This is a genomic window from Planotetraspora kaengkrachanensis (genome assembly GCF_016862895.1).
GTDB classification, from domain to species: Bacteria; Actinomycetota; Actinomycetes; order Streptosporangiales; family Streptosporangiaceae; genus Planotetraspora; species Planotetraspora kaengkrachanensis.
In genome coordinates this window covers 36624-44504 of record NZ_BONV01000045.1, presented here as the reverse complement: position 1 = coordinate 44504, position 7881 = coordinate 36624, and the positions used below count along the sequence as shown (strand labels likewise).

Annotated in this window: 9 protein-coding genes; 7 read left to right on the top strand and 2 right to left on the bottom strand. The window is 70.5% G+C overall.

From position 1 onward, the window contains the following. Positions 1-165: 165 nt before the first annotated feature. Entirely contained in the window at positions 166-579 is a 414-nt protein-coding gene (locus tag Pka01_RS34985; protein ID WP_203887266.1) for a universal stress protein, read from the bottom strand. Between the two features lie 348 nt (positions 580-927). Between Pka01_RS34985 and Pka01_RS34980 the strand changes: the two genes are divergently transcribed. Then, positions 928-1272 (top strand): STAS domain-containing protein, encoded by a 345-nt coding sequence (locus Pka01_RS34980; RefSeq protein ID WP_203887265.1) that lies wholly within the window; start codon positions 928-930, stop codon positions 1270-1272. A gap of 132 nt (positions 1273-1404) precedes the next feature. After that, positions 1405-2034 (top strand): TetR/AcrR family transcriptional regulator, encoded by a 630-nt coding sequence (locus tag Pka01_RS34975; RefSeq protein ID WP_203887264.1) that lies wholly within the window; start codon positions 1405-1407, stop codon positions 2032-2034. 19 nt (positions 2035-2053) lie between these two features. On the opposite strand, the gene Pka01_RS34970 is transcribed toward Pka01_RS34975, so the two are convergent. Beyond that, a complete protein-coding gene (locus Pka01_RS34970) occupies positions 2054-2788 on the bottom strand; it encodes a DUF429 domain-containing protein (protein ID WP_203887263.1) in 735 nt (244 codons plus the stop codon). Positions 2789-2924: 136 nt separating this feature from the next. On the opposite strand from Pka01_RS34970, the gene Pka01_RS34965 reads away from it, so the two are divergent. From Pka01_RS34965 to Pka01_RS34945, 5 genes are all read left to right on the top strand, one after another. Next, positions 2925-3518: an ArsR/SmtB family transcription factor gene (locus Pka01_RS34965; protein ID WP_203887262.1), complete on the top strand. Its 594-nt coding sequence runs from the start codon at positions 2925-2927 to the stop codon at positions 3516-3518. 487 nt (positions 3519-4005) lie between these two features. Further along, entirely contained in the window at positions 4006-4764 is a 759-nt protein-coding gene (locus Pka01_RS34960; protein WP_203887261.1) for an SDR family oxidoreductase, read from the top strand. Between the two features lie 32 nt (positions 4765-4796). Then, complete coding sequence (locus tag Pka01_RS34955; RefSeq protein WP_203887260.1) at positions 4797-5699, top strand: SDR family oxidoreductase; 903 nt, start codon at positions 4797-4799, stop codon at positions 5697-5699. A gap of 255 nt (positions 5700-5954) precedes the next feature. Next, a complete protein-coding gene (locus tag Pka01_RS34950; RefSeq protein WP_239115860.1) occupies positions 5955-7073 on the top strand; it encodes a Dyp-type peroxidase in 1119 nt (372 codons plus the stop codon). Further along, positions 7070-7864: a family 1 encapsulin nanocompartment shell protein gene (locus tag Pka01_RS34945; RefSeq protein WP_203887259.1), complete on the top strand. Its 795-nt coding sequence runs from the start codon at positions 7070-7072 to the stop codon at positions 7862-7864. Before Pka01_RS34950 ends, Pka01_RS34945 begins: the two co-directional genes overlap by 4 nt. Positions 7865-7881: the final 17 nt, after the last annotated feature.

The following is a 7881-nucleotide window of genomic DNA, read 5'->3' as shown; positions in this document are numbered from 1 at the left end:
GCGCGACGGCACCGCGGAGCAGCGCGACGGCACCGCGGAGCAGCGCGACGGCACCGCGGAGCAGCGCGACGGCACCGCGGAGCAGCGGGACGGGCGCTTCCGCGGCCGCGGCCGGATGAACGTCGGGCGATCACCGGGTCGCCCGACGACTCACCCGGCACGGCATCAGACGGCCAGCAGGACCGACGTGGGCGTGTGCAGCGCGACCTTCTCGCTCACGCTCTCGCCGACGAGCACGCCCAGCTGCGTGTGGCGGGCGGGGCCGAGGACGATCAGGTCGCTGCCGAACTCCTGCGCCCGCTCGACGATGATGTTGGAGACGTCGCCGCGAAGCCCCGTCAGCACTTCACCCCGGGCCGCGACGCCCGCCTCCTTCAACCTCGCCAGCGCGCCGTCGACGACCGCCTGGGCCTCCCGTTCATCCTCAACCTGGACGACCGTGTCGTACACCACCTGCGAGGCGCCCACGTGAACCACGTCGACGGCCGCACCGGTGAGCTTGGCGAGGTTCTCGACCGTCTCCAGGACCCGGCCCGAACGCGGGGAGTTGTCGACCGCCGCGAGGATGCGCTTGTACATGGCTGTTCCCTGTCCTTGCTGCCTTTTCCGGCATACCGTTTGTTACGGATACGAGTCTCTCTTACCGCCAAAGACCGGTTTATACCGGGCGGCCGGTAAGACGGATCATGGCCGTCGGACGGGAGGCGGGCGGCCGACACCACGCCCACCGGGAGCCCCGCTTCGACGCGTCGCGTGTGACAGGTGGTATGGAGTTCCCGGCTTTACCCGGTTGACCAGCGGATTCCCGGGAGGTTGCGCTGTGCGCCTTCCACGGCTCGAACCGAGCACGGACGTTACTTACCGTAGACGCTCGAACGGATAGCGTCATTTCGGACAGCACGCCCCGATCCGACCGAAGGCGCGCATATGACTGCTCAGCTCGACATCACCGTTAACGATCATCCGGCCGTCACCGTGGTCGCCCTAGCCGGCGAACTCGACATCGCGACCGGCGGACTGTTGCGCGGCGCACTGAGGCGGCTCGTCTCCGAGGGACGCGTCAGGCTCGTGGTGGACGCCTCGGCCCTGTGGTTCTGCGACTCGACCGGCCTGGAGGTCCTGATCGAGGGCCTCGACGATGCCGTGCGGGCAGGCGGCACGCTCCACCTCACCGGGGTGCACGGCACATTGGGCGTGGTCCTCGACGCCACGCGACTCCGCGAGGCCTTCCGGGTCGACGCGGCGCCGATCGAGTCCCTCGTTCACCGCTGAGACCACACATGAACATTTGAGACCGCACCCGAACCGGGCGCCGACCGGACGGAACACCGGCCCGGTCGCTCCTCCCCCCGAAGATCCCGCATCGGACTGGACTGTGAAGTCCAGCCTTGTATTCTCCTGACCATGACCCGTGCTCTCACCGCCAAGGGCGCCGCGACCCGGCAACGGATCGTCGCCGGCACTGCGGAGCTGGTCCGCACAAGGGGAGCCGACCAGGTCGGCCTCGACGACATCCGCGCGGCGACGGCGACCAGCAAAAGCCAGCTGTTCCACTACTTTCCCGACGGACGCGCAGAGTTGCTCCGGGCGGTCGCCGAGCACGAGGCCGGTGAGGTCCTGGACGACCAGCAGCCCTTCCTCGACGGGCTCGGGCCCGCGGGAAGCTGGCAGGCGTGGCGCGACGCGGTGGTCGAGAAATACCGAGAACAGGGCGTCCACTGCCCGCTGAGCGCGCTGACCACCCAGCTGGGCCCCGCCGACCCGGGCATCCGCGTCATCGTCGCCGACCTGCTCGAGACGTGGCACACCCGGATCGCCGACGGAGTCCGCCGCGCGCAGGCGGACGGGCCGGCCGAGTCGTCCCTCGAGGCGGACAAGGTCGCGTCCTCGATCCTGGCGGCGATCCAGGGCGGCGTGGTCATGATGCAGGCCACTGGGAACATCGAGTTCCTCAAGGTGCCGCTCGACGCGGCCCTCGCCGGCATCGAGCCGGTGGCCGACGCCGGACCCGTGCCCGACGCGGTGACCATGTGAACCACGACAGGGCGCCTGTCTAGCGCAGCGAGTCCAGCGAAGAGGTCGGCACCGCGATCCAGCCTTCGGTGGCGGCGCCGGCGGCCTGCTCCGGCCCGGGAGCGGTGACGAGCCCGCACGCCGCCGCCCGCGCGGTGAGAGCGGCGACGACCGCGTCGGCGGCGTCGTCCGACCTCCGGCAGGCGGCTTCGTGGTCGCCCAGGCTCAGCCAGGGCGCCGCGGCCAGCAGGACGTCGATCATCCGGTCCCGCGCCTCGGCGTTCTCCGTCCTCTTGTATCCGCGGTACGGCAGGCCCCACATCTTGAGCGAGGCCGCCGGATAGACCTCGACGACGGGGCCGCCGCCGTCGCGTGCCACCGCCGCTCCCGTCTCCGCGCCGAGCCTCGCCAGCAGGGCGGCGCAGCGCATCGCGGGGTGGGCGATGCGGTCGGCGGAGACGCTCAACGGGCGCAACCCCGTCCGTTCGTGGACGGCCCGGTCGGTCAGGCGGAGCGCGAGGTCCCTGCGCCAGTCGCGGCCCAGGCCCGTGGGCACGACGACGTCGCCCGCCCGATGCGCGGAGACGAACGACACGAACAGGTCCGGCCAGCCGAGCGGGCAGTCGATCCCCGACTTGGCGGCTCCCTTGACCGCCTCGACGATCAGGTCGTCGTCCGCGCCCACGGCGACGTCCCTGACACGCGCTCCTCCCGCCGACCATTCCACCCAGGCCACGGCCGTACGCACCGCCTCGGCCGCGAGATCAACCCCCACCGTCAGCACACCTTCACCGTACGGCCGGGCGGGCGCCGGGCATCGCCGATCAGGCGTACCGTTCGACCAGACCGGGAGACTTTCCGACAACTTCTAGTGCGTTGACAGAGATAATTGTCGGTGGGATGGTGAAGCAATGTTCGATGTGGCGGTGATCGAGGATCCGGCGGCGGCCGAGGTGTCGCTGGATCCGGTGCGCGCGCGGTTGCTGGCGGAGTTGGCGGAGCCCGGGTCCGCGACGATGCTGGCGGCCAAGGTGGGGTTGCCGCGGCAGAAGGTGAACTACCACCTGAAGGCACTGGAGCGGCACGGCCTGGTGGAGCTGGTGGAGGAGCGCCGCAAGGGCAACATGACCGAGCGGGTGATGCGGGCGACCGCGGCCTCGTACGTGATCTCGCCGCTGGCGTTGGCGCCGGTGCAGCCGGACCCGTCACGCGCGCCCGATCGGTTGTCGGCACGGTGGCTGCTCGCGCTGGCGGCGCAGCTGGTGCGGGACGTCGGCGAGCTGATCACAGGAGCGACGGCCGCGCGGAAGCGGGTGGCGACGTTCGCGCTGGACGGAGAGGTGCGCTTCGCCTCGGCGGCCGACCGCGCGGCGTTCGCGGAAGAGCTGGCGGGGGCCGTGGCCGCACTGGTGAGCAAGTATCACGACGAGGCGGCCGAGGGCGGCCGTGATCACCGAGTCATCGTCGCCGTCCATCCCAGCGTCAAGACCCACCCCTCCGCGTGAGGGATTGATCACGCACAACCTAGTGAGCGCACCCACCGCCCCGCGCCACCCCATGTTTGTGAACATGCACAACCTCGTGATCATGCACAACCTCGTGAGCCTGCCCGCCGACCCGCGCCACCCCCGTGCGTGATCATGCACAACCTCGTGAGCCTGCCCGCCGACCTGCGCCAACCTTGTTTGTGATCATGCGCAGATTCGGCCATCACGTGGTCTACCTGCAGTCACGCGTGCCGTGATCATGCACTGCATCATGCATGATCACGAACGGCAAACACCCAGGTCGGCCGCATTGATCACGAGTTTGTGCATGATCACGACTCGTGTCGCGCCTGCTCAGAGGGCGCATGACCGAACCCGTGCATGATCACACCCAAGGGCACGGGGTGTTAACGGCGATAACAAGGACGGGTAACGAGACTTCCAAATCGTGGTATCGTTGTTAACGCAAACGCGAAAGCACTGCTATGAATGCGGGGATACCTCGATGTCCATCACCACGGAGAACGAATCCGGCCAGGCACGCGTCGCCGTCGTCACCGGAGGATCGCGCGGCATCGGCAACCAGGTGGCCAGGAAGCTCGCGGCGGACGGCCTCGCCGTCGTCGTGGTCTACGGAGGAAACCAGGCCGCGGCCGACGTGACGGTGAAGGAGATCCGCGAGGCCGGCGGCCAGGCGATCGCCGCCCAGGCCGACGTCGCGGACGAGAACGACATGGCCGAGGTGTTCGACCTGGCCGAGCAGACCTTCGGCGGCGTCGACGTGGTCGTCAACGCCGCGGGCCGGATGGTCCTGTCCACCCTGGCCGAGCTCGATCTCAACGTGCTCGACGAGATGCACCGCACCAACATCCGCGGCACGTTCGTCGTCTCCCAGCAGGCCGTCAGGCGCCTGCGGCCCGGCGGCACGCTCATCAACTTCTCGTCGTCGGTCGTCGGGCTCGCCTTCCCGCGCTACAGCGGATACGCCGCCAGCAAGGGCGCCGTTGAGGCGATGACCCTCATCCTCGCCCGTGAGATGCGCGGCCGCGACATCACCGTCAACGTCGTGGCCCCCGGCCCGACCGCCACCGACCTGCTCTACGAGAACAACACCGAGGAGAACCTCGGCCGGCTGGCCGCCGCGCCCCCGCTGGAGCGCCTCGGCACGGCGGAGGACATCACCGCCGTCGTCACCTTCCTCGCGAGCCCCGAAGGCCACTGGGTGAACGGCCAGGTCATCAGGGCCAACGGCGGCGCCATCTGACGCGCGGCCGGCACCCGGAAAAGGAATCCCCTATGAACCCCAGCAAGATCGTCGTCGTCACCGGCGCGTCCAGCGGCTTCGGCGCGCTCACCGCGCGCGCCCTCGCCCACGCGGGTCACACCGTGTACGCGGGCATCAGGGAGACCGAGGGCCGTAACGCGCCCGCGGTCGCCGACCTCCACAAGTACGCCGCGGACAACTCCGTCGACCTGCGGCCGATCGAACTCGACGTGTCCTCGCAGACGTCGGCGGACGCCGCGATCAGCGAGATCGTGCGCGCCCACGGCCGTCTCGACGTGGTCGTGCACAACGCCGGGCACATGGTGCTCGGGCCCGCCGAGGCGTTCACCCCCGAGCAGATCGCCCAGGTGTACGACACCAACGTGGTGGGAACCCAGCGCGTCAACCGGGCGGCCCTGCCGTACATGCGGGACCGGCACGAGGGGCTGCTCGTGTGGGTCGGCAGTTCGAGCACGCGCGGCGGGTGCCCGCCGTTCCTCGGCCCCTACTTCGCGGCGAAGGCCGCGATGGACGCCCTCGCCGTCAGCTACGCCGGTGAGCTGATCCGGTTCGGCGTCGAGACCGCGATCGTCGTCCCGGGCGCGTACACCGAGGGGACCAACCACTTCCTCCACGCCGGGCGGCCGGACGACGCCGAGCGCGTCGTCTCCTACGACGAGAAGTACGCGACCCTGATGGACGACGTCAACGTCCGCCTGGCCGGGTTGCTGCCGCCGACGGCCGACGTCTCGGAGGTGGCGGAGGCCATCGTCCGAGTGGTGGACATGCCCGCAGGGACCAGGCCGCTGCGCACCCACGTCGACCCCAGCCGCGATGGGAGCGAGGTGGTCTCCGCGGTGGCCGACCGCATCCGGGTGGACTTCTTCCGGCGCATCGGCCTCGACGACCTGCTGACGCCCGGCAGCAGCCTGTAGGGCGCGTGCGACCCCGCCCTCCCCGCGCATCGGCGGAGAAGGGCGGGGCCGGGACCACGCGGGACCTCGCCCGGGATGCAGCCATCTGACGGATGCCCGGCCAGGCCGCGGGCCCGCAGGATGTGACGCGGCGCCGGCGAGACGTCCCATGACACTCACCCCGGCGCCACAACCTCTGACCTCGCTGACATATCCTCCGTGGATGTCCCCCATCAGACGGAGCACTGCGAACCGGAGAAGGGTCAGGCATTCATCGTGACGGAGCGAGCACCCGAGCCACAGGCCGTGCTGACACCGCTCACCAGCTCGGCGATCTTCCTGATCGTGACGGTGGACCATGGGGGCGAGGCGGTCGTCCGGGAGCTCCTGTCCGACGTGTCGGGGCTGGTCAGGTCGGTCGGCTTCCGTGTCCCGTCCGGGGCGCTGACCTGCGTCACGGCCATCGGATCCGACGTGTGGGACCGTCTGTTCGCCGGCCCGCGCCCCGCCGAGCTCCACCCTTTCCGCGAGGTGGCCGGCGCCCGGCACACCGCCGTCGCCACGCCCGGCGATCTGCTGTTCCACATCAGGGCCGGCCAGATGGACCTCTGCTTCGAGCTGGCCGCACAGATCATGGACCGGTTGCGGGGGGCCGTCACGGTCTGCGACGAGGTGCAGGGGTTCAAGTACTTCGAAGAACGTGACCTGCTCGGATTCGTCGACGGCACCGAGAACCCCACTGGGCGGGACGCGTACGACGCCGTGACCGTCGGCGCCGCCGACCCGGACCAGGACCCCGGCTTCGACGGCGGCAGCTACGTCATCGTCCAGAAGTACATCCACGACCTCGCGGCGTGGAACGCCCTGCCGGTCGAGGCGCAGGAGCGGGCCATCGGGCGCACCAAGCTGCAGGACATCGAGCTTCCCGACGACGTCAAGCCGGGCGACTCCCACGTGGCGCTCACCACCGTCACCGGCCCCGACGGCTCCGAGCTCCAGATCGTGCGCGACAACATGCCGTTCGGCGCGCCCGGGCGCGGAGAGTTCGGCACGTACTTCATCGGCTACTCCAGCTCGCCGTCGGTCACGGAGCTGATGCTGGAGCGCATGTTCGTCGGCGACCCGCCGGGCGCCCACGACCGGATCCTCGACGTCTCGACCGCCGTCACCGGCTGCCTGTTCTTCGCGCCGTCGGCCGACTTCCTCGACGACCCTCCCCCGCCGCCGGGGCGGCTCGAGACCGGGCGGGAGGCCGGCGCGGAGCTCACCGCCACCGAACCTCCGGCCGTGTCCGCCACAGTGGCCCCCACCGTGGCCCCCGTGTCCCCGCGCGCATCCGACGGTTCCCTGGCGATCGGCGACCTCAAGCATCTGAAGAGGAGCACACCTCGATGAACAACCTGCACCGCGAACTCGCGCCCGTCTCGGAAGCGGCCTGGGCCGACCTCGAGAGCGAGGTCCGCCGGACGTTCATCCGGCATCTCGCGGGGCGCCGCCTGGTCGACGTGCCCGAGCCGGGCGGCGTCGCCCTCGCCTCGGTGCCCACCGGCCATCTGACCCCGGTCGAGGCGCCCGCCCCGGGTGTCGGGGCGCGCCTGCGCGGGTCCCAGGCCCTCGTCGAACTGCGGGTGCCGTTCACCGTGGACCGCCAGGCCGTCGACGACGTCGAGCGGGGCGCGAAGGACCCGGACTGGGACCCCGCCAAGGAGGCCGCCAGGCAGATGGCCTACGCCGAGGACCGCGCCGTCTTCGAGGGGTACACGGCGGCCGGCATCGAGGGAATCCGGCGCGGCTCGATCAACCCGCCGCTGGGGCTCCCCCCGGAGGTGCGGGACTACCCGAACACGATCAGCCAGGCGATCACCACCCTGCGCCTGGCCGGAGTCGACGGCCCCTACTCGCTCGCGCTCAGCGCGGACGCCTACACCGCGGTCAACGAGACCTCCGACCACGGCTACCCCATCCACGAGCATCTCGCCCGCCTCATCGACGGGGAGATCATCTGGGCCCCGGCCATCAGTGGCGCGTTCCTGCTGACCACCCGTGGCGGAGACTACGAGCTGCGCATCGGCCAGGACCTCTCGATCGGCTACGAGTCGCACGACGCGACCAGCGTCCGGCTGTACCTCCAGGAGACCCTGACCTTCCTCGCCTACACCGGCGAGGCCGCCGTCGCCCTCACCTGACGGCCCGGCCCCGGCAC

Excerpts from the sequence above, each read along its gene's own strand:
- Pka01_RS34985 (WP_203887266.1), bottom strand. The coding sequence starts at position 579 with ATGTACAAGCGCATCCTCGCGGCGGTCGACAACTCCCCGCGTTCGGGC.
- Pka01_RS34980 (WP_203887265.1), top strand. The coding sequence starts at position 928 with ATGACTGCTCAGCTCGACATCACCGTTAACGATCATCCGGCCGTCACC.
- Pka01_RS34975 (WP_203887264.1), top strand. The coding sequence starts at position 1,405 with ATGACCCGTGCTCTCACCGCCAAGGGCGCCGCGACCCGGCAACGGATC.
- Pka01_RS34965 (WP_203887262.1), top strand. The coding sequence starts at position 2,925 with ATGTTCGATGTGGCGGTGATCGAGGATCCGGCGGCGGCCGAGGTGTCG.
- Pka01_RS34960 (WP_203887261.1), top strand. The coding sequence starts at position 4,006 with ATGTCCATCACCACGGAGAACGAATCCGGCCAGGCACGCGTCGCCGTC.
- Pka01_RS34955 (WP_203887260.1), top strand. The coding sequence starts at position 4,797 with ATGAACCCCAGCAAGATCGTCGTCGTCACCGGCGCGTCCAGCGGCTTC.
- Pka01_RS34945 (WP_203887259.1), top strand. The coding sequence starts at position 7,070 with ATGAACAACCTGCACCGCGAACTCGCGCCCGTCTCGGAAGCGGCCTGG.